Annotated in this window: 24 protein-coding genes; 6 read left to right on the top strand and 18 right to left on the bottom strand. The window is 41.8% G+C overall.

Annotated elements, in window-relative coordinates:
* Positions 1–21: 21 nt before the first annotated feature.
* Positions 22–255, bottom strand: coding sequence for a FeoA family protein (locus AC0L6H_RS07220; RefSeq protein ID WP_473393460.1), 234 nt, complete (start codon positions 253–255; stop codon positions 22–24).
* Positions 256–537: 282 nt separating this feature from the next.
* Between AC0L6H_RS07220 and AC0L6H_RS07215 the strand changes: the two genes are divergently transcribed.
* The gene (locus tag AC0L6H_RS07215) at positions 538–2,784 is read left to right on the top strand and encodes a response regulator (RefSeq protein ID WP_473393459.1); all 2,247 of its coding nucleotides are present in this window, start codon (positions 538–540) and stop codon (positions 2,782–2,784) included.
* Positions 2,785–2,976: 192 nt separating this feature from the next.
* A complete protein-coding gene (locus tag AC0L6H_RS07210) occupies positions 2,977–3,528 on the top strand; it encodes a YkvA family protein (protein ID WP_473393458.1) in 552 nt (183 codons plus the stop codon).
* A gap of 230 nt (positions 3,529–3,758) precedes the next feature.
* On the opposite strand, the gene AC0L6H_RS07205 is transcribed toward AC0L6H_RS07210, so the two are convergent.
* The 3 genes from AC0L6H_RS07205 to AC0L6H_RS07195 all read right to left on the bottom strand — a co-directional run bounded on the left by AC0L6H_RS07205 (position 3,759) and on the right by AC0L6H_RS07195 (position 7,150).
* A complete protein-coding gene (locus AC0L6H_RS07205; protein WP_473393456.1) occupies positions 3,759–4,829 on the bottom strand; it encodes a cysteine synthase A in 1,071 nt (356 codons plus the stop codon).
* Positions 4,830–5,349: 520 nt separating this feature from the next.
* Positions 5,350–5,793 (bottom strand): BLUF domain-containing protein, encoded by a 444-nt coding sequence (locus AC0L6H_RS07200; protein WP_473393455.1) that lies wholly within the window; start codon positions 5,791–5,793, stop codon positions 5,350–5,352.
* 16 nt (positions 5,794–5,809) lie between these two features.
* The gene (locus AC0L6H_RS07195) at positions 5,810–7,150 is read right to left on the bottom strand and encodes a putative bifunctional diguanylate cyclase/phosphodiesterase (protein WP_473393454.1); all 1,341 of its coding nucleotides are present in this window, start codon (positions 7,148–7,150) and stop codon (positions 5,810–5,812) included.
* Positions 7,151–7,531: 381 nt separating this feature from the next.
* Here AC0L6H_RS07195 and AC0L6H_RS07190 point away from each other — a divergent pair, with 381 nt between their 5' ends.
* Entirely contained in the window at positions 7,532–8,758 is a 1,227-nt protein-coding gene (locus AC0L6H_RS07190; RefSeq protein WP_473393452.1) for an RNA-guided endonuclease InsQ/TnpB family protein, read from the top strand.
* A 9-nt stretch (positions 8,759–8,767) separates the two neighbouring features.
* On the opposite strand, the gene AC0L6H_RS07185 is transcribed toward AC0L6H_RS07190, so the two are convergent.
* The 12 genes from AC0L6H_RS07185 to AC0L6H_RS07130 all read right to left on the bottom strand — a co-directional run bounded on the left by AC0L6H_RS07185 (position 8,768) and on the right by AC0L6H_RS07130 (position 19,902).
* Positions 8,768–9,223, bottom strand: coding sequence for a GDSL-type esterase/lipase family protein (locus tag AC0L6H_RS07185; RefSeq protein WP_473393451.1), 456 nt, complete (start codon positions 9,221–9,223; stop codon positions 8,768–8,770).
* Between the two features lie 7 nt (positions 9,224–9,230).
* Positions 9,231–10,133 (bottom strand): homocysteine S-methyltransferase family protein, encoded by a 903-nt coding sequence (locus tag AC0L6H_RS07180; protein WP_473393450.1) that lies wholly within the window; start codon positions 10,131–10,133, stop codon positions 9,231–9,233.
* A gap of 72 nt (positions 10,134–10,205) precedes the next feature.
* The gene (locus tag AC0L6H_RS07175) at positions 10,206–11,165 is read right to left on the bottom strand and encodes a vWA domain-containing protein (RefSeq protein ID WP_473393448.1); all 960 of its coding nucleotides are present in this window, start codon (positions 11,163–11,165) and stop codon (positions 10,206–10,208) included.
* A gap of 37 nt (positions 11,166–11,202) precedes the next feature.
* On the bottom strand, positions 11,203–12,273 hold the full coding sequence (locus AC0L6H_RS07170) for a VWA domain-containing protein (RefSeq protein ID WP_473393447.1): 1,071 nt from the start codon (positions 12,271–12,273) through the stop codon (positions 11,203–11,205).
* 14 nt (positions 12,274–12,287) lie between these two features.
* Positions 12,288–13,073 (bottom strand): MotA/TolQ/ExbB proton channel family protein, encoded by a 786-nt coding sequence (locus AC0L6H_RS07165; protein ID WP_473393445.1) that lies wholly within the window; start codon positions 13,071–13,073, stop codon positions 12,288–12,290.
* Between the two features lies 1 nt (position 13,074).
* Complete coding sequence (locus AC0L6H_RS07160) at positions 13,075–13,209, bottom strand: hypothetical protein (RefSeq protein ID WP_473393444.1); 135 nt, start codon at positions 13,207–13,209, stop codon at positions 13,075–13,077.
* A gap of 46 nt (positions 13,210–13,255) precedes the next feature.
* Positions 13,256–15,283: an SUMF1/EgtB/PvdO family nonheme iron enzyme gene (locus tag AC0L6H_RS07155; RefSeq protein WP_473393443.1), complete on the bottom strand. Its 2,028-nt coding sequence runs from the start codon at positions 15,281–15,283 to the stop codon at positions 13,256–13,258.
* A 36-nt stretch (positions 15,284–15,319) separates the two neighbouring features.
* On the bottom strand, positions 15,320–16,846 hold the full coding sequence (locus tag AC0L6H_RS07150) for a hypothetical protein (RefSeq protein ID WP_473393441.1): 1,527 nt from the start codon (positions 16,844–16,846) through the stop codon (positions 15,320–15,322).
* A 40-nt stretch (positions 16,847–16,886) separates the two neighbouring features.
* Positions 16,887–18,272 (bottom strand): hypothetical protein, encoded by a 1,386-nt coding sequence (locus tag AC0L6H_RS07145; protein WP_473393440.1) that lies wholly within the window; start codon positions 18,270–18,272, stop codon positions 16,887–16,889.
* Positions 18,273–18,292: 20 nt separating this feature from the next.
* A complete protein-coding gene (locus AC0L6H_RS07140; RefSeq protein ID WP_473393439.1) occupies positions 18,293–18,898 on the bottom strand; it encodes a hypothetical protein in 606 nt (201 codons plus the stop codon).
* 129 nt (positions 18,899–19,027) lie between these two features.
* The gene (locus AC0L6H_RS07135; protein ID WP_473393437.1) at positions 19,028–19,462 is read right to left on the bottom strand and encodes an MgtC/SapB family protein; all 435 of its coding nucleotides are present in this window, start codon (positions 19,460–19,462) and stop codon (positions 19,028–19,030) included.
* 116 nt (positions 19,463–19,578) lie between these two features.
* Entirely contained in the window at positions 19,579–19,902 is a 324-nt protein-coding gene (locus AC0L6H_RS07130) for a hypothetical protein (RefSeq protein WP_473393436.1), read from the bottom strand.
* 183 nt (positions 19,903–20,085) lie between these two features.
* Here AC0L6H_RS07130 and AC0L6H_RS07125 point away from each other — a divergent pair, with 183 nt between their 5' ends.
* Positions 20,086–20,985 carry a dienelactone hydrolase family protein gene (locus AC0L6H_RS07125; RefSeq protein ID WP_473393435.1) on the top strand — a complete coding sequence of 300 codons (900 nt, stop codon included), beginning with the start codon at positions 20,086–20,088 and terminating at the stop codon, positions 20,983–20,985.
* Between the two features lie 17 nt (positions 20,986–21,002).
* On the opposite strand, the gene AC0L6H_RS07120 is transcribed toward AC0L6H_RS07125, so the two are convergent.
* Positions 21,003–22,460: a polysaccharide lyase family 7 protein gene (locus AC0L6H_RS07120; RefSeq protein WP_473393434.1), complete on the bottom strand. Its 1,458-nt coding sequence runs from the start codon at positions 22,458–22,460 to the stop codon at positions 21,003–21,005.
* Between the two features lie 165 nt (positions 22,461–22,625).
* The gene (locus AC0L6H_RS07115) at positions 22,626–22,850 is read right to left on the bottom strand and encodes a VF530 family protein (protein WP_473393432.1); all 225 of its coding nucleotides are present in this window, start codon (positions 22,848–22,850) and stop codon (positions 22,626–22,628) included.
* A 363-nt stretch (positions 22,851–23,213) separates the two neighbouring features.
* Between AC0L6H_RS07115 and AC0L6H_RS07110 the strand changes: the two genes are divergently transcribed.
* Together AC0L6H_RS07110 and AC0L6H_RS07105 are read left to right on the top strand one after the other, a co-directional pair.
* The gene (locus AC0L6H_RS07110; RefSeq protein ID WP_473393431.1) at positions 23,214–24,215 is read left to right on the top strand and encodes a hypothetical protein; all 1,002 of its coding nucleotides are present in this window, start codon (positions 23,214–23,216) and stop codon (positions 24,213–24,215) included.
* A gap of 94 nt (positions 24,216–24,309) precedes the next feature.
* On the top strand, positions 24,310–24,774 hold the full coding sequence (locus AC0L6H_RS07105; protein ID WP_473393429.1) for an invasion associated locus B family protein: 465 nt from the start codon (positions 24,310–24,312) through the stop codon (positions 24,772–24,774).
* The last annotated feature ends 3 nt before the right edge of the window (positions 24,775–24,777 follow it).

Below are 24,777 nucleotides of genomic sequence, written 5' to 3'. Positions count from 1 at the left end.
TTTTTGTGAATCTAGGCTTATTTATGAGTGAGTATTTACGCTAATATTTTGCGCTAAATGGCGGTCAAGTGAATACACGCAGTCTTGAATTTGAACTACAAGCGGACCATTAAAAGGGCTGCGTTTTATACATTTAAGAGGCTCGCCTGGCACAAAACCCATTTCATTCAAGCGCGTTTTTATAGGCCCTGTTAGGTTCTCGTCAAGCTTAAATAGTATGGCACTGGTTTTTTTTGGCATTTCCCATAGGGTCATCTGTATCTACCTGTTGTTACAAAGCGCTGTTTGTGAATGATAATAGTAATGGTTCTCATTAGGTAAATAAAGGTAAATTTGTTCCTTGCTCGATGCTTGTGGCATTTATATGATCCAAATCAATAGAGATTGCCAAGCCATATTGCGTTTATAGATCTTATTAAACGCCTCTGTCCGCCGATAAAACTAAAACAACTATTTTCATCGAGTGCATAACTAATGTATGTTAGGCATGATTAAACAGCTAATTAAGATAAAAAATACATATATAACAGGTGCATAGTGGAATTTTCAGAAACCATTAACACTATAGGCATTACCACTTACTCCCTCGTATTTTGCCTATTAATATGGTTATCAAACCTGCACAAATCAAAATATGCAGCTACTTTTTGGTGTTTGGCGGTTTTAACGGTTTTAGCTGGCCGAATATTCTTATCATTTCCTGTCGATTGGTTTCCTCAACAATACAAGCTAACAATTTACGCGACACTTTTAAACCTAGAAAAACTGTGCCTAATTCTTGGTTTCTATAAAGTATTCGATAAACCCTTCACGGCAAAAATAATACGACGCTTGCTTACTTTCTTTGGTTTGGCCATCGTTGGTATTGTATTTTTGAATCATGTTCTATCTAGCGCAAATCTATTTGCAATATGGTTTGCACTATCGCAAACATGCGCTTTGACTTTTATAGCCTGGCTAATTCACAAACATGCGTCTGCATGGTTTGGTCGAGTTAAAATCATACTCCCCTTTATTTTGGGCGCTTACGCATTATTTTGGCTCTCATTTCCTTACGCCCTAACAAATGATACCTACCTCTCTGTTGGTTTTATAATTGGTAATTGTTTGAATATGTTGAATTACGTATACCTAGCTTATGTGCTTCTTCTACAATTTAAATCACAATTGTTGCACGCTGAAGTTAGCGCCCGGAACCTCGCGCATGAGGCACTACAAGCCAATAAGGCTAAAAGCGAATTTTTAGCAAACATGAGTCATGAAATCAGAACACCAATGAACGGTATTATCTCTATGCTGGGCTTACTGAAAGACTCGACTTTGAGTGAAAAACAAAAATATCAGGCAGATATCGCTTATAAGTCGGGTGAAAATCTAGTTACGCTTATTAGTGACATACTTGATTTTTCAAAGATAGAAGCTGGAAAAGTTGAGCTAGACAAAGTGCAATGCAACCTAATAGAGCTATTTGAATATGCCGTTGGTTTAATGCAAAACACGATAAGTAAAAGCGATGTTGAACTTATTCTCGATACAACCGAGGTTGAATTCACTTTAGCGACTACCGACCCATATCGTCTAAAACAAGTGCTAGACAATTTAATTAACAACGCGGTTAAATTTACACACGAGGGTGAGATAGTAGTAACGTTAAGTACGGTGATTGAAAAAGGACAATACTATTGTCGCTTTTCAGTAAAAGACACAGGCATAGGTATTGAAACATCTAAATTAGACCAAATTTTTAATTCCTTTGAACAAGCAGATTCTTCCACCACCAGAAGCTATGGAGGCACAGGTCTGGGCCTAACAATTTCAAAAAGTTTGAGCACTTTGCTTGGTGGCGAAATATCAGTTAGAAGCGAAATAGGTAAAGGAAGCTGTTTTACGGTAACTATTCCGATTGAAAAATATGGTAGTAAATACCTTAACACTTCTCCCAAGCGAGAGCAGAAATTAAGAATTTTAGTTATCGATAGTAATCTTACTAGGCGCAATGTCACGTGTCGCCAGCTAACTAAATGGGGCTATATAGTGGCGGGCGTTAGTTCTGCACAAGACGCCCTAAAAACACTAGGGAGTGGCGATGGTCAATTTCAGATAGCAATACTAGAATTTGAACTTGAATGCATGAATGGTGGGCAATTTGCAAGATTGCTTCGCGCTAAACCCCAGTATAAAAACATGAAGTTAATCTTACTGACAAGTGAGCTAAATATTGAGACTTCAGATTCAATTACTCAGTCAAATTTCTCACACATTTTATCAAAACCTTTGCTTCCGTCTCAGCTTTTACAAGCAATAAATAGCAAAGACATTTGTGAATCAAACCATCCCTTAATATTTAGTGATGACGACGTTTCAACTAAAGTGTGGCAAAAAAATCATTTACTGTTAGTAGAAGACACCGAATTAAATAGGGTTATCGTCAACCAATTGTTAACGAGTATAGGTATGACCTGCGAAGTAGCAATTGATGGTGCTGATGCAATATCAAAACTAAAACAGGCTGCAGAGAAGAACGAGGCTTTTACCCATGTACTTATGGATTGCCAAATGCCAATACTAGATGGTTATGAAGCGACAAAACAAATCAGAGAAGGGGTTGCGGGCATGCAAAATAAGAACATTGTAATTATTGCGCTGACAGCAAATGCAATGCCTCGTGATAAAGATAAGTGCCTTCATGCAGGAATGGACGACTATTTAGCAAAACCGATAAACGCGCAATCACTTGAGAATATTCTCGATAAGTGGATAAACTTTGCTTCGAGTAATAGCTAAGAATACTCGACATAAATAATTAAATAAGCTCAATCCGTAAGCGCGTTATTGTATTTTTAAAGATGCTTTTCAGATGTTTACCCCTTTGCGACTTTACTCGGCTGAGATTACTGTATATGCTTTCCTCAGTGTAAATAAACACCACTATTTTTGGTTTTTAATTCTATAATTATAATTTCAGAAGGAATCGATATGTCTATTCAAATTAGTTTGGAACTCAGCGAAGACGATTTAACGCACTTTCGCGACCTGATGCGCACTGCTATTGAAAGCGCTAAAAAGCTTCCAGAGTCAGAAGTCATCGCTAAAGCAAGTGCTTTGTGTGCAGAAATGGAAAGCGCGAATGTTCCTGATTTTGTCAAAAGCAGACTGAGCTCTTTAGAGCGCCTGATTAGAGCGTTGCAAGATGATGAATGGCAAATACCTGATGATGAAAAAACCGAAATATTGACTTCTTTAGCCTATTTTAGTGAACCCCACGATTTAGTCCCAGACAACATCCCAGGCCTTGGCTATTTAGATGATGCAATTATGATTGAACTTGTCATTCAAGACATGTCACTTGATTTAGAAGCTTATGAAGCATTTTGTAGTTTTAGATCAACTGAAGAAAATCGCCGCGGCGCAGAAGCCAACGTAAACCGTGAGAGCTGGTTAGAAGCCGGTCGTGGTGAATGTCGCTCACGCTTACGCCGTAACAAAGCGAAATCAGGCAGACGTCGCTTATTTTCACGTGTGATGTAAGAAACGACAAGACTGGGCAGTTTAGTGTGCAAAAAATAACATGTACATTAAACTGCTGCAGATTGACACAGAACTAACAAAAGTGAAATTCAAGTTCTGCTTGATGCGCGCAGACAAAACAGTAGCTAGAAAGAATGGCTGACTTGATCAAAAACAATGACAGCGATGGGTTTACGAGATTTATCCAACAAACTATTAAGCAATGCGCTAGTTTTACGAGCTGATTAAGCTCAACTCGGTATGGTGAAGTAGTCACTTGAATCATGATAGCTTTGTACTAAATCGGGAACATGTAAACTATCGGTTTGAATACCTTTGGTTTCCAAAAAGTCTTCATTCCATAGTTTCGAGTATGAGCGCTCTGCCAAATCGCATGAAAAAGTGACAATGCGGCTACCTTTAGGCATTTTGGTAGCGGCATACACAGCACCTGCAACGTTTAACGACGAACTCGACCCTAAGATTATGCCATCGTGGTCGCGAACGTAGCGCGATATTGCGACTAAGTCTTTGTCGGGTAAATTAACAGAACGGTGCAAACGAGCCGCTTTGAAGTTTTCTACAAGACGCATTATTGCAATACCTTCGGTGAATGACCCCCCTCCATTTGCAACATAACTACCGGTTTTTAAATAGTTGTGGATGCCAGAACCATCGGGATCGATGAGCCAATTTAGTATATTTGGATTTTTCTCACTAAGAAATTTAGAATTTCCCGCTATTGTTCCCCCTGTTCCGCAGACAGATACTAGAGCGTCGATGTTTCCTTGTGTTTGTTGCCAGATTTCTGGCCCCGTATTCTGGTAATGCGCTTTATAGTTGCTTGTATTCTCAAACTGATCGGCCCACCAATAACCTTCGTTCTCCTGCGCTATTCGCTTAGCGGTGTGGTAAAAATGATTTTGATTTGCAAAAGGGCAAGGGTCTACTAGTTTTAAGATGGCACCATGCAATTCTATTAATCGTTCTTTCTCTGGTGTTTGGCCTTTAGGCATTACAACAATTAATTTATAGCCTAATGCCTTCGCCACTAGGGCCAAACCAATACCAGTGTTACCTGCAGTGCCTTCAACAATAGTCATGCCTGGCTTTAAATGGCCTTTTTCAATGGCATCGGTCACCATTTGCAGTGCTGCACGGTCTTTTATACTACCGCCTGGATTTTGATGTTCACATTTAACTAAAATTTCACTACCTGTAAGCGCCGATAATGAAGCTATTTTTAATAGGTCAGTGTTGCCTATTTGTTCGCTTACTTTGTTAAAAATCTTTGTTTCAATTTGAGAATTTTCAGGATTCATCAACGACTACCCTTGTATGTTTGTTATTGAGTATTTGACCTAATGATCAGCCATCACCTTGCGACTGATGAACCCGACAGATAGTTATTTATATAACTAATTAAGAACATCCGCTAGGGCACATGCCTATATTTCATATTGCGCTGCATTTGGGTGCAATAAGTCGAGCATAAGCGATTCATGCAATATGCTTTCATCATCCATGAAGTAAGTATTAATATCAAGCAAGTGATTTAGAAACGCCTATGCGAAACATTCTTTTGCCCTACTTTCACGCCTTTATTGATGAAAGTAGAAGTTGCAAGATGCTTTAGTGAAATTTTTACTTAACAAGAACAAGGAATTACTATTTCAGACGTATCGGCCTACGCAGCTAAAACGAACGATGGAAAAGTGGAGCCATTTACAATTGAGCGTCGTAATGCTCAAGCCAGCTAACAACTTCATAGCGAGGCTCTGAAATTAGATAGCCTCGTTTTAGTAGTAGTCAGGCAGGCTACTTGCTAGTCTTAAAGTTTACTTAAGGTGCGTTGCTCGCCTGTCTATTTCTGACAAGTGTTTCTAACACATTGACAAGGTCTTTCCCCTTTTTTACATTTGTATTGAGGTCTTTAGTTTCTTTTAAGCCATCGAGATCAAACCTCATTGAGTCCTCGATACCAGCAAACGCCATTGCCCATTCAGAAAAGCTTCTTTCCTCAGCCGCTTCGAAGTTAAGCACTGTCACTTGAGTATGTCGGCTATCTTGTTGAATGGTTTCAAAAAGTTCTTCAACATGACTTTCTTCGCCTTCGATAACTTGGCAAAAATAACCACCGGAATACAATAACGCTCCCGTAATGCCTAGCTTAGTGTTATTTTTAATCGCTGATTTTAATATTGACTCAATCTGTAATTGGATTTCTTGCTTACTTCCCACAATAGAGTTTTTACTTATGTAAGATAATTTAAATAAAGTCGACATAATTGTTCCATTAACGTCATTTTAGAGGTTGCCTCAAATACTCTAATACTTCTGTTTCGAGGAGGGGTTTAGCATAGTAAAACCCTTGTATAAGATCCGCACCTAGATCGCTCACAATAGCTAATTGTTCGGCAGTTTCAACACCTTCGGTAATGACCCCTAAGCCTAACGCATGCGCTAAACCATAAATACCGCGAGCAATCAGTAAAGCTTGTTTGGATTTACTGGGGTTCTTTGAATCCAACTGAGAGATAAAAGAACTGTCTATTTTAAGAATATTGAGTGGAAGTGTTGTGAGTTTTACAATAGAAGAATAGCCTGTGCCAAAATCGTCAATCGCTATCTTACACCCCAATTTTTTTATCGCATCAAGAGTAGTCGGCATACTACTAACAAATTCGGCCGACTCAGTTAATTCAATTCGGATTAACTCTGGATCAATACCCGACTCTATAATTGCCTCTTCTAAGGAATGAATTAACATTTCGGGATTTACTAATTGAACCGGACTCACATTAATACTGATAATGATTTCAGTGAGCTGGGATGCTTTCTGCCATTTTACAAGGTCTGCACAAGCTTTGCGTATCACCCATGATCCTAAGACATCCATAACACCTATTTCTTCCGCAATATGGATAAAGGTATTGGGCATAACCGATCCTCTGATGGGATGATTCCATCTTAGCAAAGCTTCAAAACCCGTAACTTTATTCATTCCTTTTGAGATGATTGGCTGATAAACAAGGTAGAACTCTTCACTGCTAATGGCATTGAAGAGCTCATGGGAGTTTGTGGTCAATGAACACCGCAGGTCGTTAGCAACCTGATGCGCTTGTTGAGCAGTTTTAAGCATTTGGGGCTCAAACATACACACTTTTAGACCATTGCTGTTTGCGTAATGCAAAGCGGCCTCTGCGGCGTGCATAGTATCCGTAAACCTTTGACTTTTGACTGCTGCTTCGGCTACTCCCATACGAGTACTTAAAACAATCACATTGCCACTGATCGCAAAAGGACGTTGAGAAAAATCTTGTATGCGACTTACTTCATCATGCAAATCGACTCGGCCATCAAAAACTAAACAGAAGTGATCACCGTGCGTTCTAAATATACACAATGCGTTAGAAAATACGTTCGACAAACGCTTAGCTACCTTAGCTAAAATAGTATCAGCAAGTGCATTACCAATACTGTCACTTATCTGCCCAAACCTTGCTATCTCTAAGACAATAACTTGTACTTTTTGTACATCCTCACTAACCAATAGGTCTTCGACTAATTCAAGCCCAAATGTTCTATTTGGTAATTGAGTTAATTTGTCTAATTGGCTTCCTTGTATGCTACCCCTATCCATTTACATAATCCTCAACGAAGTGAATTAATCGATAACTAACATCACAGACTTTACTAGACATTTGCGGCAAAGTTAATTATTTGTACAGATATATTTTATCGAAACTTTCCGAGAAAACCCATTGATCGACGCGAAGCGGCGTCGATGGGATGAATCGGAATAGCTAACCCTGCTCTTGAATATATTTTCAAATTGTATCAGCAGATGCATTTCCAACAGAGCAAACAAAATACCCGTCAGACCAAAATGTTTTTTCAATCCAAAATTGCTTTCTATATTTCACAACCAAGATTAAATGTAACGCTATTAGATATTTACAGTGTGATTTAGTTTCATATTCCATCTTGACAACCCATTCTTATACAGTAGTCTATACAGTATATGAAAAAGACGCTTAGATACAACTACAGGCTAAATCCATTGCCAGAACAAGAAGCCAAACTCATTGAGTTTGGCGCGACAGCCCGTGGTATTTGGAACCTGTTGCTGTCTGAAAATATGCGTCGTTATGAGTACGATAAAACGTTTTTGTTTTACAAAGATATGGCTTCGCTTCTTAAGGAAGTTAAGCCATTCGAAGAGTTCGAGTGGGTTAAATCTTTTGACTCGGCGGCAGCGCAACAGGTAGCCAGAGACCTAGAAACCGCCCTCAAGAATGCCTTTTCGAGAGGTCGAATGCAGCGTTTTCCAAAGTATAAGATCTCATATAAAAAGAAAAAACTTCACAAAGATTCTTTTCGAGCTGTCAACAACTCCAATTGCATCCGAATTGAAGATGGCACTATCAGCATCCCAAAAGTGGGTAAGGTGCCTATCATTTTGCACCGCGAGATAACGAGCAAAATCAAAACGGTAACTATTCAGTATCGCCACGGAAAATGGGAATGCAGTATCACTCAAGAGGTCGAGTGCAAATCTGCGCTTCGCGTTTTAAAAACTATTGCTGGCTTTGATATTAACTCAAAGCAAACCGTGGTGGGTTCGAACGGCTTTGTTGCTAACAATCCGAAGTTTTTAAAGCAATCAAAAGAAAAGTTGAATCAATTACAACGACAGCTTGCACGCCGAAATAAAGGCTCAAATCGTTGGCACAAAACAAAACAGCGCATCAACAAGTTACACGGTAAAATCTCAAGGCAAAGGCTCGACTTTGCGCACAAAATTTCACGACAGATAGCCAATGAAAATGACATTTTAGTGTTCGAGGATTTAAACGTAAAAGGGATGCAGAAGTTCAATGGTAGTATGGTTGCCGATAACGTGATGGGGTTAATAACCAAGCTTTCAAAATACAAAGCGGAGCTTGAAGGTAAGCTCTATCACGAAATTGACCGTTTCGAAAAATCCACAGGGATTTGCAACGAGTGCACACAGCATCATGTGTTAACATTGAACGACAGGCATTTCACTTGTAAAGCTTGCGAGGCCTACCAAAACCGCGACCTATCAGCGGCTAAAAGCATCGCTAAAACAGGTGAATTGGATTTAATTGCGGCTGGGATCGTCGCACGGGCAGCCCCCACATCTCAGAAAAAATCAGCTATTAAAACGAAAGTCTTCGAGTTATTGAAGTTTGCTGCTGGAACTGAGAAAAGAGAAGCAGCCTAGCCACAAAAGCTAGACTGAAGAAGCCCATTGATCGACACGTAGTGACGTCGATGGGTAGTTCACTTTCTCAGAGAATGGATTGTGCTCATGCGATGCAATAGTCGCTCTTATCGTTTCAACGATCTGAATCACACCGTTGGCAATATCGGTGGGTGCTTCTTTTCTGTGACCCGCATTGTTAGTGCCAGCAAGCACCACATAATGATTCGCTTGTAAATTATCCAGCTCACCATTTTCAAGTCGCCACTGAATATGTTCCGTACAATCACCAGCAAAACCCAAATTTAGAACTGAACGATTTTTGAAGTATCGCTGCCAAGCGTCATAACCTTCTAGTTCCCATTCGTGCATTATTGAGTCACCCACCAAGACAATTTCGGCACAATCAGATAATCGCGCCTTGTCCAGCAATATTTGTTGATGACGAGCAAGCCACCAGTCTTGGTCACGCTTTTGGGGAAGCATTTTCTATTTATGCCATGTCATTTAGTGACAATGACATTGCCCTTATATGGTCGGGTCCTATTTCACAACATCCACCAATAATTGTTGCGCCTGAGTCAACCCACATTTTAGCAAACTTTAGATATGCATCAGGAGACAAGTCTTGTCTGGCATCTAAAGCGGCAACTGTATCGCCTGGGTAGAGCTCTTCAACCGATGTAAATCCGTTTGCATAAGCACCAATTTCAATGTCATATTCAGCGCTTGATCTTATTTTTTGTAAAAGTGGCCAACTAGCACTGATAGCTTCTGGTTGGCTGCAGTTCAACAATATAGCGTTTGGTTTAAATGCTAACACCGCCTGTAAGGCTGCTTGTAAAGATTCTCCGCTTCTTAATAATTGCTCTGAATTATCAGCGATGGTGAAGGCAAGCCAAAAGGGTTTTTCAGATAGCTTAGCTGCCGCACAGGCCGCTTTAGCTTCGGTTATTGAAGACATGGTTTCACAAATAAAGAAGTCACAAGCATCATTTTGTAGTGCAACCAGTTGTTTATAAATAAGATAGGACTCGTTGTAGCTTAAACACGCTTGCGCCTTATAACTGGCGACTAGTGGTGGTAAGCAACCCGCAATTTTCACATCCTTATGATTGGACTTTGCTACAGCTTGTTTAGCAGCTATTTTGGCATTATTGTGAAGCGTTTCAAGTTTATTTAGTTGGCCTTCTCTAGCAAGCCGAGGAGGGGTAGCGGTGTAGGTGTTTAATATAATGACTTCGGCGCCGGCATTGATAAAATCTACATGTAGTTCACTGACTAATTCAGGCTCATGCAACATCATATCTGCCGACCACATGGGTGTGACATCTCTTTTACTTCTTTTGAGAAGTTCTTGTCCCATTCCACCATCTAATAATGTGATTTTATGCATACAGATTGTGCTCTACAGTGTTTACCAATACGAAAACCATATTTAAAATTTAACTCCTTCAGCGCATCTTTTTCATTTAGAAATGAAAGTTCCGTTGTTTTGCCTGGCAACTTCGGCCATCAAGGTCGCAAACTTTAAACTGTCTTGTCCTAATTCACGCTTTGCTTGACGAAAACCAATCGCGTGAATTCGGGCTATTTTCTCGCCTTTGCCATTGGTGTTTAATCGATTAATACTGGCTAAAGTAACATCATAAGAACCACCCGAATAGTCATCACCAAACACGTAGAGCGCTAAAGAATCAGTGCGTCTTCCATATGCTTGCAGGGCTAGCTCTATTCCCTCAACAGGTGAACTATTTGAACTTCCTGACCATGAACGCATAGCCCGTAAAATGCCGTTTCGTTGCGCACTTGTGTCTCTTCGCCAACGCCCTGCGCTTGATGGTAGTAAGTACTCACCATTGTCAGACATAACTTGGAAACCTTTGACCTCGGGATGATTGTTGAGTACCTCTCTCATGCTATCGACAACCTTGTTCCACATGATTTTCATACTGCCAGAGGTATCAATAATGAAAACAACATAATCACTATCAACTGGAATACCACCAACTTCATCGTCTCGTTCGTTGGCATCCCCAACACTAATTGCTGCGCGCTCTCGTCTGTCGACTAACTTTTCTAAACCAGATGCCTTATCGTTAAGTTTTTGAAGATCACGCTGGGCGCGACTTATATCCGCTTGTAGGGCCTGAGCTTTGGTGTCGTTGCTTGCGCCTTCTTGCTGGGCGCGCTGCAGCTTCGCGAGTTGTGCGGCCATTTGTGCTTCCAAACTTTCTAATTCACTTTGTGCTTGCGACAAAGCGGTAATGGACTCAGTTATTTCTGCCACGTTTGCAGATTGACTAAAATCGCCGTCTTGGCCATTTTTAGCAAGCAAAATAAGCATGACTACCGCACCAAATGCGCAAGAAATTACATCAAGAAAGGATAGGCTAAACACTTCAATGGGTGTCCGTGTCTTTCTCATCGCATGGTTACCGGCGTTTGGCAGTCATTCGGCATCATCATGGCCACGTCACCGCAGGACTGATAAACGTACCACCGGTAAAATTTGCCCATTGCCAATATAAAGCAGGGGCTTGTGGATCGCCTTCAAGTGGCAGTAAAACAACGTTTGTTCGTACTCCAGATAATCTATTCACGTTCATTGTACGCTGCATTACCTTAACTCTGCAGCTTCCACTAATCGTTGCTTGTTGTCCTGGCAATGGGTTGCATCCCCTAGTTGCTGAAAATCCGCTAGATGCGCTAATTAGCGAAGGCAAGCCATCGGTAATAATATACAGGTCTGTCATATTGGGCATCGCTCGTTGCAGTTCCTCTAGGCCCACTTGTAGATTGGTCCCATTTTGAGGGATTAATGTGTTTAGGTCAGACAACAAAGCGTCAATATTCATACTGACTTTAGCGCTTGTGGTCGCCTGATTGCCAAGTGTAGAGGCCTTATCGTTATAACTCACCACAGCAAGTTGCGCACTTTCGGGCAAACGTGCGAGCATCCATTTTACAATCCGCACGGTGCGCTGCCATTTTTCACCGGCTTTTTTCACCTCGTCACTAGCTAACTTACGCTTAATAATGTCAATTAGGCCTTCATCCGTCATTGAGGCACTCGTATCAATTAAAATGCCAATTCTTCGTCCTTGGACAACAAGTCCTAATAAGTAATTTTCTTCACCAACTTCTGGTAAGGCAATGGTATCGTCAGCTGTTAATGGTGCACTCGCTGCCACCTCATCCTCTAAGTCCGCAATTACGGCTTGTTTTTCTGCTATAGCCTGTTGCAAGGCTTTTTGCTTTATCGCCAATTGTGCAATCCTTAAGGCTTGCTCGTTAGCATTAGCTTGCGCCGATGACATCTGCGAGGCTTGATCATCTAAATTATTTGATAAGGCTTGTGACTGATTTTGAGTTGCCGCTAACTCTTGCACTAGCTTTTCGATTTCATCACTAGGAATAGGCGTGTCGTCATTAAAATTAACAATAATCAGAATCAGCAAAACTGCGCCCAGACCACAGGCCATAACGTCCAAAAATGCTAGATTAAATGCGCCTTCGCGTCGTTTCTTTAACATGATTTAGGCTAGATTTATACTTGATGGTGAAGCTGGGTGAGCAAGTGCTTCTCACAATTCTTTTGGGTGTTTATTACCATCTCGTCTTGGCGGTTATTCAGCACGTGTAGCAAATACATAAGGATAATAGAAATGATTAAACTCACCAACGTTGAATTAAATGCTACACCTAGCTTGTCGACCATACCTGAAATGTCGCCCGCAACCGCTTCTTCCGCTTTTGCCAGCGCAGAGCCGATACCACGAACGGTCCCAATAAAGCCAATACTGGGAATGGCCCATATAAAGTAACGAATCATGCTATTGCCTGATTCGAGCTGGGCTGCCAACATTTCTACGTTCTCGGTAATGGCATTAGAGGCATGTTGCACGTTTTGTGTATTTTTGTAGCGCCTAAGGCAATTTATCCAAGTAGACATTGAGCTGTTGTTAGCATAAGCACTTTGTTCAAGTTCGTTAAGGGCTTGGCTAACATCCAGGGCCTGAGTTTTATCATAGCCTTCAAGATAATCCATGGTAAAAAGTGGCTCTTCATGAAACACAATACGCTGATACTTGTAGATAATAAGGAAGGCACAAAAAATCCCAATGCTTACACTGGCCTGCTGTTCGAAGTCTTTGAAAATAACCCAAATGTTACTTGTTGCGCCGCTCCCATAAACAGCAATAGCCGCATCAGCAAAAGGTCTTATCGCCCCCTGATAGAGTAAATGAATGAGCGCCACTATGGCTAAAAATACCACCATCGAAACAATTGGAGATGGGTTCATACTGGAGGTATGGGCATATTCTTTTTTCATATTAAATGTCGCTCGGTAAACTGGCTGGAGAATCTAGGCTAATCTGCATGGCGGTGACAACTGCGGTTGCACCCAAAATACCAATACAAAGGACTGCTAATAGTAATTTCCTCAAAGTGTTGTTTGCTTTTTTCATATTATTCTCTTATCGCCAACTGCAAAATGTATGTTTTTTTATGTGTTTATTGCACACTGTCGTAACGTGCAATTCTAAACCCAACGGTCGATTTTCCCGCGCTAGAAAATTCTCTAAACGCTCCACGCAGTTCTCGCAAACGGCCGGTTTCAAAATTACCGCCTTTTATCACCCAGCTGTCACCGCCTTCAGCGCCGGTATAGTCTGCGTGACGTTTAGTCGTGTCTGGCAAGCTGTTAGTATAAAAGTCATGCACCCATTCACTAACATTACCGTCTAAATCATATAACCCCGCGCGATCAGCTTTAAAACTACCCACCTCTGCAATTCCCGTTTTGCCATCTTGGTAATCTTCAAAGAAGATAAGCTGCTTGCCTTTATTTGTTTTGTCTGCAAAGTTACCCATGTTGTCGCGCAGTTTCTCTTGGTTACCCCAGACATAAACGGTAGTTGTGGCGCGTTTCGCCTTTCTCGCCAACCATTCCCATTCAGCTTCGGTGGGCAATCTATATCCGTTTGACTTGTTATTTATGCCAACATAGCGCCCGTTCACAAAACGATAAAATGGGGGCAAGCCTTCTTGTTCACTTAACCAGTTTGTATATTGAGCGGCCTCTAGCCAACTTACACCCGTAACGGGTAACTTTGACTCTACTCGTTTATTTTGGCTTAAAAATGCCGAAAATTGGCCTTGAGTAATTTCTTTGTCAGACACCCAAAATGCCCTTTCAAAATCCACATCAATTTGATGTTCGTTTCGTCGTCTTCCCGTTTCATTAGCGGGAGAACCCATCGTGAAGGCATCTCCCCTAAAGCGAAGCATATTAATGCCAATGGTATTGACAAATAATGGCTTGCCTTCAGCCCGTCGTGCTTCAAACTCGGTCAGCAGTTTAATATTGATGTTAGTACTTTTATTCGCTTGTGGCACAAAACTTTGTTTTACGCTTCGGTAGCCATCTGCTGACACGTTCAGCTGTTGTTTAACTGACAGTAAGCGCGCACTTACTGGCGTGTTCTCAGGACGATTCCCATTAAGACTTGCACTTGCTGGAACATTTGTATTTATTGTCACCTGTCCATACTGCGGCTGTAAACGTATTTCCAACGAAGTCGGCGAATCTTTATTAACATTTATAAGTTTGCTATAGCTGTCATGTCCTGGTTTTACATACTCAACTTTGTGGCTTTTATTCGCTGCTAGTTCTATTTCCCCTAGCGAACGCTCGATATTGTTTATGAGCAATACGCCGTCACTTGGCTGGGCACTTACATTTAGAACGCCAGGCTTTGGCAACAATTGGTAATTTCTTTTAGGGCTTAAAAAACGAGTCTGCAGCGCGATAGTTTCGTCAATCGTAATATAATCACTGCTTTTAAGTTCAACCGCATATTCACCGCCCTCTCCTTCGTAAACCAGAGGGGTTTTACCTTCAACTTGTCCATCAATGGTTACTTCAATGCCACTAGGGACCGAATCGATAGTTATCTTTCCAGCAACCGAGGCTAAGTTTGGCGCTATATCAAGCACCTCTGCGCGGGCTAAATCTAGTGTTTGAGTGACCGTTTCAAAATAAGGATTGCTCACCTCTAATTGATAATTCCCTGGAGCTGTTTTGTGCTGCAGCGCGCCACCTACATGAATTAATACGCCATTTAAATACCATTGAGTTTGCGGCAGATACTGACTTTGGCGCGTACTGTTGTTTCCCAATACCGCCTGGGCTTTAATGGTAGCGGGGCTGGGTAGTAAGATTATTTCAATCGTACTAGGGCTTTGATTATTAATAGTCACCAGTAATGGTTCGAATGTATCGGCGCTTACGCTAATACTTACTTCGCCACCTAAAGAGTAAACGTTGCGCTCTCCCACCCATGCAAGGCCGGATACTCGCTCTACTTTTGCATTTTCTTGAGCATCAATAGGCCCAATGACTAAACTGAAGCCTCTGACTAAAAACAACCACAAAATAAAAGAAATTAGTACTAGAGCTGTTACTAGGGCTGACAAAACATAGACGCCGGCACCTTTGCGCTGGGCTTTTTTTATTTTTGAATCAATAGCTTGCTGCATTCTTATTTATTTACTCTTATTGGCCTTAGCAAGGACTTAAATGCGTTCATCACATATTAGGGTAAGCGCGAGTGGCGCATTAGCCCTTACCGTAAACTCTAGTCGTTTGTTTTTGTAACCATCCCGTTTGCCCTGTAAAACATAATCTCCCGGCGTAAGTGATATTACTTTTTCTTTATGTTGGCCCACATGGCCAACACCTAACACTACAATGTAAGTATTGCCGTCAGAATTGACCGTTATCTCTACTGGCTTTGCATATTGGTCAATACTTGTTGCGACCTGCTCTATTTGCTTTTGCAAACTGGGTGACAGCATTGAGGCTTTAAATGAAGACTGGAGCGTCTTTGCGGCTGCTTCTCGGACTCCGTCGTCAGCCAAACGATCAGGACGCTTCAAGAATATAGTTAATGACTTTTTCGCCGACAGTACTTGTTGAGCTTGGCTTTGATATTTTTTTATATCCGCGTCATTTGGGTGTTTGGCTAAGGTCGATGTTGCTAGTGCGCTAACTTCGTCCCAATTATCCTCTTGGATTGCTACATTGATCTTTGTTTTTAGCCCAGCTAAGCCCAATTGTGCTTTTGCAGCGTTTATACGGGCTTCAAGTGCACCAGCACCCTTACTATTTGGCTTAATACTTTTTGCATCGCTTACTAACTGCGCAGCTTTAGTCAATTCACCTTTTTGCAGAGCAATGTCTGCCTCTTCTAAGTATTTTGCTAACTGCTGGTGTTCGTATTTGTTTTTGGCTGTTTCAAGTTCTTTTTCTAATTCACTTCGTTCTGGGTCAAGCTCAATGATATCAGTGATAACCTCTACTTGTTTAGGCCAGTTATTTTCGTTTACCGCTATTTTGAGGTCATCAATTAATTTGGATACTTCCCCATGGGCATAAATTCGATTTTGTAGTTCAAGAGCTGCGATATTCGTACTCGAAAGCGCCAAAGCTTTGTTAACATTTAGTTGCGCTTGAGGGATTTGATCAGAATTGAAAGCGGCTTGGCCATTTTTCACGTGCTGCGCTATTTGCGCTTTCCAGTCGGTAACCAAACTTTTCGATTTTTGGGTAAGTTGATCGAGCGTTTGTTTAGCTTGTAAAAATGCACCTTGTGCAAATGCTGTTAAGGCCTGCTCTTTAAGTAATGCGAGTTCGCTTGCCCGATTTGGCTCAAAGTCACTTAGCATTATTTCGTCGACGTCGCTTTGCAAAGTGAATTCGTATTGCACAAGCGCTTGTTTAAACTCCTCTCGGAATTTGGCCACTTCGCTGTCGGTTAAGATGGGCTCAGTCACCTGTAGGTCTGTATTGGGCTGCTCGCTCGTTTCGCCCATAAAATACTTGCCTGTGAACAGTGCTAAAATGATAAACGCAACTAACAAACCACCGCCCACAAGTTTACGAAGTTGACGCTGATGCTGTTTCTGATGCGCATGGATTTTCGCGTCAGGGTGACTTTGTAAAGGCTTATCGGCGTTTACGTTGTCACCCCCGCCACTTTGCTCAGCTTGCTCTACTTTTGTGTTTAGTTGATCAGTCTGATTGTTGTTATCGCTTGCCACCAAATTATCCTTGTTAACCCTCTACCAATGATGAAATCTATTACAATTGCACGTCGGGTGTTTTCTCTTCCTCAAACACTTTACGTAAGTGCGTTTTCCATTGTAAATATTGCTCTTGGGCTGTTCCTTGAAGCTCAATCGTTTGGTTCTCGAATTCTATTACCGTAGGGCTTACGCTTAAATCCAGCGCTTGGCCTTGTTCTTCTATAATCGCGCTATGGACCTTCATACGCGCATTATTTTTAAACGCTTCATTTATTGCCCATACTGAACCAAGAGCCGCAGTAACTGCGCCTAATTCAAATTCACTGGTATCTTGGTTACTTTCACGGCTTTTCTCTCTTCCTTTTTTAATCAAAATCGCCGCGAGAATTGCAGCGCCAATGCCTAATGCAGCTTTTGTATTTCGTTCAGCTCTTGCCTCGCGAGCGGCAAGTATCTCTGGCAGCGTTTCTTCCTGCCATGTAGCATATGCATTGCGCGTTTCCGCTTGAAACACTTCATAGTTGTCTTGTAGTCGGTCAACAAAAAGAAGCTCCTGGGCGCGTAAATCTTCTATTCTTTTGAGCATGGGATCATCGGCATCAGGCATACCGGTCAATTCAAACTTATAGTAGCGTTGCCTGTTCTTACGTTTTATAGAAGATTCTACATACTGAGAATAGTTTTCAGGTGAGTAATATCGAGCATAACGCATCAAAGACATATTTTTAATTGCCTGCTTGTCTTCGCTCGACATTTTTGCAAGCAAACTCACCACATAGTCACTGGCTTGGGTAAACACTGGCTCATAAGGATTTCTGCCTTGATTACGTTGGTCGCGCATAAAGCCTTTTGATACTTTATAATCAAAAGACTTTCGTCCAAGGATCTCGCCGCTGCTGTCAACAACTGTCACTTCTATTTCAACAACTTCACTGTCAGACTCTTTTATCTCACCAAGTACGAATAAGTCAGACGGTGTACTAGAATCAGGCACCACGCTTACGCTACCGAAGACCTTTTTGCTATCAAGTGCTGTTTTCATTTCAGAGGCGAAGAGTTTTGCCTCAGTGCGCCGCAGTTGTGGCCAAATTCCCTCGTCAACCATTTCGTCGCCATCTAGCTCACCATAGCTATCTAGTGGCAAACCTGGAGAAAAGGTTGGGATGGCTACGTCTAAGAATATGTCAGCTTTGGCTAACTCGTTTAAGGTCTCACTTTGCTCTGAACCCATTTGCGGACGTTCTGCTGGGCCAACAAGAATGGGGTCACGGGCGTTTTTAGAAGCAGTACTTTCACAACCTGCCATAATTACCACTGCACTTAAAACCGCCCAAGACGTAAAGCGCGTTATGCGTCTGAGTAAACGACTCAGACGCACCTGATTTGTACTGCGAGTAGATCTATTTTGTTTCGATAATTGCGTCGTAATATTGGTTCTCATTAATTTTTCCATTAATCGTATTATCCGCACTGATAATTTTGATACTGTTGCTTAAGTCCCTTTAGCATATCAGCATCTTGCGTTGTTGCTATCTCTTGAAATAAGAGCTTACAAATTATTTTGTCATTATCTTTTGGCGGGATAATGCCGCGGGGCGTTTTAGAAGTAGGCGCGCCGCGCGTATCGTCTGATGTTTGTTGGGTTTGCTGCGCCCTTATTTCTTCTGGCATTTGATTACCACTACTGGCGTTATTAACACTAGTGGTGTTGTCATTGTTTTCTTGGGCATCTTGCCCTGAAGTACCTTCGCCCTGCCCAGAGCCGCCACCAGACATGGCTTGGGCAGCAGAACTTACGCACGTACTATAACTGTCGATAGACGCGGTTAAGGATTCATCAAGAAGCGCTATACGTTCTTCTTTGGTCAATAAGCTTTTATCTACATCTTCTAGCGCGACTTGCGTGCATTCATAGGGCGAAGCTACTGTTTGGCCACTTTGCCACCATGCAAAACTAGTCGCTGAAGCGAGCAATAGCGTGGCCAATATCATCGCTTTAGATATGCCAGTCATAAAATTCTCGGCATGTGAGAAAATGGCTAAATAGCTATTTGTTTGCGTACTCATATCTGCAATTTTTCCTCTTTTACAATAGTGCTTAGAATAACACAGTATCAAAAGGTTCAGATAAGTGAAGTTTGCTTATGGCAAGGTGTTTTTTTAAGGAATTTTTTAGCTCGCTTAGTACGGCCCTAACTAATTGTTTATCTTTTTCTTATAAGGAAGCATGAAACGTAGTACAAGAAACCCAATAATACTCAACACAACGGCGATTTCATAGCGACCATAAGCCACAGAAACACCAATTGCGCCGGTCAACCAAATACCGGCCGCAGTGGCGGTGCCATGCACACTTTCTGAGTTTTTGATGATTGAGCCACCGCCTATAAAACCTATTCCGGTAATGATCCCATACATTACACGGGCTTGCGCTTCTAGGTCGGGATAAACGTCTTTTGCAACTAGCATAAATGCTGCACATGAAATTGCGACTAGTGGGAAGGTACGCAAACCTGCGCCATCAGTATGAGTCTCTCTATTTACAGCAATAGGAAGCGCCAACACGAAGGCAATAGCAAGTTGATAAAGATTGTAAACAATAACGGATAAGTCTAAATCCAATACTTCCATCGTAATCTCCGTTTTTTTTATTTATTTCGCCAGTCTAGTGCCAGCGTCATGCCAGTATAGAAACATAGTAGCAGCATTGATTGTTGCCGCTTGTATTGCTTTATTCTGCTTAAAAATTAGTATTGGGGAGAATCAAGTGCGACAAGTTTGTACTGCTGAGCTAAGCTGGTAATGATTCGAGCAGGCCCAACAATTTCTCCCAGTACGGTTGAGTCTAAGGTGAAGGTCAAGGTGCTTTGGCCGCGACGAATAATACACTCACCCTGTTGATTTAGTGAAGATGTCGTATCATATTGATCAGCCACTTCCCAGCCATCTTCTACCAGTTCATCTATTATTGTATTGATATAATCGGCTTGAATGTTTTGAATAATTTGCAAGTGCTTGCGTCTAAAACGCGCAGCCGTCATTTTACGTCCAATCGCTGTTAACAAGCCCATGTGTTTTCTATTCCATTATGTTTTTCTTTATTCGATAGTAAGTCTTTAGGCGATATAATTGCAACTTTAGGATAGGAATTTAAATAGAAAAAAGCAGTAAAGTGAACAAATGCCTAGGTATTATCATATAAAGTATGCTACTTCATACAATAAAGCGACAACATAAAAATAACAGGAACCACTATGTCATCTCAAAAGAATATTAGCCCTGAACAAATTCCTCAGCAAGCCTTTGATTGGTACGATGAATATGCGCATGGCGACATTAACCGTCGAACTTTTTTAAGCCGCTTAGGCTCATTGTCAGTCACTGGACTATCGCTAGGGCTCATATCAAGCGCGCTTATTCCAGATTATGCCAAGGCCGAGCAAATCAGTTTTAATGATCCTGATATTAAAGCGACCTACCAAGAATTTGACTCACCCAGAGGTCACGGTAAAGGCAGCGGTTATCTCGTACTCCCTCGCAATTTAGAAAAAACGGCCCCTAGTGTATTGGTAGTACATGAGAACAGAGGCTTAAACCCCTATGTAAAAGACGTGGCAAGAAGACTCGCTAAAGCCGGTTTTATCGCATTTGCACCAGATGCACTGCATCCACTTGGCGGCTACCCAGGTAACGACGACGAAGGCAGAAGCATGCAGCGCAGCCTTGATCGCAGTAAAATTGAGCAAGACTTTATGGCTGCAGCGCGCTGGCTTAAACAGCATGAAAAAAGCTCAGGAAAGCTTGGCGTGGTAGGTTTTTGTTTTGGTGGTTACATCAGTAATTTACTAGCAGCAAGTATGCCAAATGAACTGAATGCAGCAGTACCTTACTATGGAACACCTGCCTCTAGCGAATTACAGGCAAACGTGAAAGGGCCCATCTTGATTCATTTTGCTGAACAAGATAAACGCGTTAATGCGACATGGGAAGATTATGAGAAGGTGCTAAAAGAAAATGATGCGGACTATGAAGCGCACTTTTATGCCGGTGCGCAACATGGATTTCATAATGATTCGACCAGCAGATATAGCCCTAAAGATGCTGAGTTGTCATGGCAAAGAACCATTGCCTTTTTTGAACAGCATCTGAGCTAAAAGATAATTACATTGGGCTATTCACTATCAGCGTAGCCCATATGACTATTCTTTATTTCGTAGAAGGTTGCTTGGGCATATTCCGACGGATCTGCAGAATTATTCAAATGGTAAACGCCAACCTTAAAATAATGATATTGATTGTCAGCATCATAAAGGCTGTCAGACATATCAAAGTCTCTGACAAGGTCGGCTTTGCCTTCACGCTGTATTGTTACCGTTAGCAAATTATTGGTTACGTTAATGATATAGGTAAACTTCTCGTCTAAGGCTATGCCATCACTTGGGTTTGCTTGACTACTGCTGCGTGAGCCAATAATGTCAACGTAGGTTTCAATATTGGAACCGTTCACTTCACGGCGACTTTCATGGGCAAAATAAAGCGAACCTTTTGAGTTATTAGGTAACTTGCGATAATACAAGCGGATCGGTTCATCATCATTTGCATGAATCTGCCCTATAACCAAACGCCCAACCTGAAAGCTTTCACCCGTTGTTGTTACATTGTTTACTGCAAGTGTTACCTTGAGCGTACCGTCCACGCCACCAGCATTACTTTGCCCGTTGGCAGAGGCACTTCCAAACACCCAATTATTTTTGTTGACCCCTTGAGTGCTAATGCTGGTATTTCCGCGTCGTAACATTTCGCGTAGTTCAACCCGAACATAGCTCGTATTTTGAGAAGTTTTAAAACCATAGCTGGGCGAGCGCATCACAATACCATTATCAGCAGACGCGTAAAAATACTCAGAATTGGTGTAGCCAGCAGCAAGTTCGTTTTCATAAATAGAATCGGAGGTGCCACTGTTATCTTCATCAGTAGGAATGTTTAAATACCAATCGTTAAGCTCGATACCAAGTTCGTTCGGGTAGGCCTCGACAATTCTGCCGTCTGCATTTTCGCAGCTATGTACTTCAACTTCTATTATACCGTTGGTGCTATTACTGCTATTACCAAGACCGGTGATCCTTATATAGCGTGCATCGTCACTACTAAGGTTTATCAATTCAAATCCACTGTGGCGTCCGCTTGAATCAGAAGCACTGAGTGCTTCAGTAAAGGCAACGTTATCGCTTGATGTATCGACTAAAAAGCGCGAAACAATCTCACTACCGCGATACCATTTAAGCTTTAACGCACCAACAGGCAATGATTGTCCTAAATCGAGAGTAAGGGTTTTATTAACGCCGGCTGATGACCATCTTGAACTAGGCGTGGTGTCTTTATCAAAGACCTGGCTTGGCGAATAAGGCGCGGTGAATGTGCCATCGTCACTAGCGCTAATAATATCATGTTGAACGTTAACGCACTCTTCTACAGGAGGCGTAGTCACTGGCGGCGTAGTTACTGGCGGTGTAACAGGCACGACAACCACCGATGGACGCTCAGAAGAACCTCCCCCGCATGCGCTTAGCAAAGCAATTGCGAGCAAGGACCATGTTATATGTTTGCATTTATTATGAAAGTTATGCACTTATTTCTATCCTATTCATTTAGCAGCTACGAAATACAGCAAGCGTGTTGTTGGAGTATAGGAGAGTTGGTAACACAATGCATCAAAATATTAATACCAATTTAACATTTAATTTGAACGTTTTGGTTAACCATTTTGTACGATAGTTGATAAAAGCGCTTATGATCAAGTAAATGTGCGGATATAAAGACTTTCTACTTTTTCACGGGCCCAAGGCGTGCGACGTAAAAACTTTAGACTCGACTTAACAGAAGGGTCAGATTTAAAACAATTAATATTAATACGCTGCGCTAAACCATCCCAGCCATACTTTGCATGAAGCTGGGTAACGATTTCTGCTAACTTTACACCGTGCAAGGGATTATTTGCTTGTTGATTGTTATCATTCATAGTTTAGGTGTTTCACTTCGTAGTCATCTAAAGAATTTGTCGCCATCACATTAACCGTAAACGGCCACTTATTCAATCATGCAATTTAGTGTAAACACACTGCCACGAAAGCTTTGGCTAGATTGAGCAAGTTGCACTACCCGCGGATGTCTATCACTTACGTATTGTCAGCATTTTTTACATCTCGAAAAAAGCCATTTCTTAAACATCTGAATTTTATAGCCTTTAATAATGGCATAATCTTTGCTGAATCGTTTGTTAGAGAGTAAGAAATTAATGTTACTTAGGTGCGGTTGATACCGTTATTAGAACGCTTACGCACCTCAAATGTAGTTACTCATAGACGGTAAAAAGGAAACATAAATGAAGTTGTTAAGCGCTGTTTGCTTATTATTTATTGCTGGCTTTGCTCATGCTGGCGCCGTAATTAGCGATGGGAAGATAAAGCTTGGTGTTGATGAATTTGGCCAGCTAATTGTCCCGAGTACGGTGGCTGATGTTTCTGGAATTTCTGCTGTTGGCATGCGGTATATCGCCGAAACAGGTGCAGAGTATGAGTCCACTTCACACGGCTGTGCATGCGAAGGCTGGGGTGTTGGCATTGGTGATACAGGCCAGTTTGGTATGGCTAACAACAACTTTCCTATTACTGGCTTAAGTAGTGTGGGTTTTACTTCTAGCTCTACAACCGCAACGTCTATTGTCGCAATGGGTACTGAACTGCAAGTTAGCCATCACTTTGCGTTATCAAAAGAATCTGACAACCTTTATCAAGTTACCGTTTCTATCGAAAATACATCCGGCAATGATATTGCAGATTTGCGTTATCGCCGCACCTTTGACTGGGACGCATCTCCAACGCCTTTTAGTGAGTTGGTGAGTATTAGCGGAACAGGGGATGCGACTAACATCATTGCCGCAACAAACAACGGCTTTTGTCAATCAAATCCATTTGAGTCTTGTGATGGTGATATCACCGGTGACTTCGAGGCCTACGGACCTTTCGACCAAGGCGCTAACTTTGACTTTGGCTTTGGTGAATTGCAAGCCGGTAACACGACCACGTTTGACATCTTCTTTGGTGCGGCACAAGGCATAGAAGCGTCTCTTGCTGCCTTGGGAAAAGTGGGAGCAGAAGCCTACTCGCTTGGTTGGTCTGGCGGTGACACTGATCAAAATGGATTTTTAGATCGCAATGGCAAACTCGCACCCACATTTATGCTTGCGTTTTCAGGCGTTGGTGGCACGCCATTAGCAAATCCTAATGGCCCTGACCCACAACCTGTCAACGCGCCAGCAACGACCGCTATAATGATACTTGCGCTAATCGGAATAATCAGAAAACGCAGATTAAGCGCAACGTAGGTTTATATGCTAATGTATAGGCGGCGACTAGATTGCCGCTTTTTTATGCGCGCTTGCTTTTTAGTAAGCATCATTTTTAAAAATAGAGTTCACTATGTCTAGATTGAATAAGCTATTATTGCTGTGCACCATTCTAAGTTTTTCAGCTATTTGTAGCGCCAAGTTTCACCACGCTGTGGGCAATTGGACAATTTCTTGTACCGACCACTGTGTTGCCTCACAAACTCTTGCATCTAAAGATATGAGCCTAAAATTCGCAGTAACGCTCAGCAAAATAGACAGTGCAGGTACTCTCGCCCTGCGCTTTGACCTGCCATTAGGAATGTATCTACCGCCAGGTTTAGGCATTGTGATTGGTGACCTCAAATTTGCACAACCCTACACAACGTGCCTTCCAAAAGGCTGTAAAGTATTTGTATTGCTTGACGAAAATGTCAAAAACACCATGCTCAACGCTGAAATGCTTAACATCCGGTTTTTCAGATCTGAAACGACGAGTGAAGAAGTCAGCTTCTCCTTGTACAAATTTGCTGAAGTACTGGAGAACGTGAATAGTTAGTAC

The organism is Glaciecola sp. G7-5 (assembly GCF_055808975.1).
Note: the sequence above shows the minus strand (reverse complement) of the source record. Positions and strands in the feature narration are given on the sequence as shown.